1 protein-coding gene is annotated in these 1,220 nt (G+C 56.5%); it reads right to left on the bottom strand.

What is annotated here, in order from left to right:
- Window positions 1-10: 10 nt before the first annotated feature.
- Window positions 11-1,140 (bottom strand): IS630 family transposase gene (locus tag D8Y22_RS00030; protein WP_217350850.1). Its coding sequence is split into 2 segments (ribosomal slippage): window positions 11-705 and window positions 705-1,140, totalling 1,131 coding nucleotides; the frame shifts between segments, so codons are not numbered across the junction.
- Window positions 1,141-1,220 lie beyond the last annotated feature (80 nt).

Genomic DNA, 1,220 nt, shown 5'->3' with positions numbered 1-1,220 from the left:
TAGTGCCGCTTCAATCGTGATTTGCTGGATATAGCTGGCGGAGTTTGATGCGTGCATCGTCTGTCGTGAACTGCCAGTCGATAGCAGAGTCATCGTCGTTACGAGTTCGTTCCCACGCAGCGACCTCCGCCTGGAGTGTCGCTGCGTCGGGAATACGTCGGTCAAGGCATTCTGCCGTGAGTGCGCTGAATTCGATTTCAGCCATATTGAGCCAGCTGCCGTGTTCTGGCGTGAAGTGAAACTCCAGTTTTGACAGCAGTCGATTCGCTTCGGCTGCTGGCAGAAACTCATAGAGAGCGTACCGCTGATGCGATGAGAGATTGTCCAGCACCACCCGGATGCAGTCCGCATCCGGGTAGTGCTCATCAACGAGTGACCGCATCTGCTCGGCGAATTCTTGTTTGCGGCGGCGTTTCGTTACGTCGACGTGTCGCCACCCGGTGAGAGGTTCACTCATCATGAACAGATTCCGTGTCCCGTTGCGTTCGTAGGTGTAATCGTACCGAGCGACCGCTCCCGGTCGCGCCGGGAGCGGGTCGCGGACATGCTTGTGTAGGTCCTTGTTCGACTCGTCAAAACAGACGACGGGCCGCTGTGGATCGTATGGTTCGTGGTAGAGGTCGAGAACGTCCTCCATTTTGCAGACGAACGAAGCGTTCTCTCCGGATTCGATTACCCATGATTTTGATCGGTGAGGGTGCAGTCGTGTTTTTTTAGCACCTGTCGAACGGTTTCGTGAGAGATCGACTCGACGTCGATCTCGGTCAGGGCCACGAAATGGTCGGCTAAGAGGTGCAGCGACCAGCGAGACCGCCCCTCTGGTGGATCGCTACAGGCGAGACGGATAAGGTGGGCTTCTTCGCGTCCGTCGAGTTTGGTCTCGTAGACACGGTCGGCCTTGCGGCGAGTAATCGCCGCGAGGCCGTCCTCGGTGTAGCGTTTGCGGATGCGTCCGACCGTTCCTGGATGACAGCCGACGGCTTCACTGACCTCTTGGTCAGTCAAGCCGTCATCCGAATGCAAGAGACACCGTGCGCGTGTGAGTTCCCGCGTTTTGTACGTGCCCGCTGAAAGCATCGCATTCAACTCCGCTCGTTCATCGGCAGACAGATCGACAGAGTACTGTTGTGTTCGTGGCATGGTTTACGTCAGGAATTTTCTGAGCACACTATAGAGGCGCTCTACGTAGATAAACCTAGCAGTTCAGGGCTGAAGGCACA

It is taken from the genome of Salinadaptatus halalkaliphilus (assembly GCF_006543045.1).
Lineage (GTDB): Archaea > Halobacteriota > Halobacteria > Halobacteriales > Natrialbaceae > Salinadaptatus > Salinadaptatus halalkaliphilus.
This window is presented reverse-complemented; position numbering and strand designations above follow the sequence as displayed.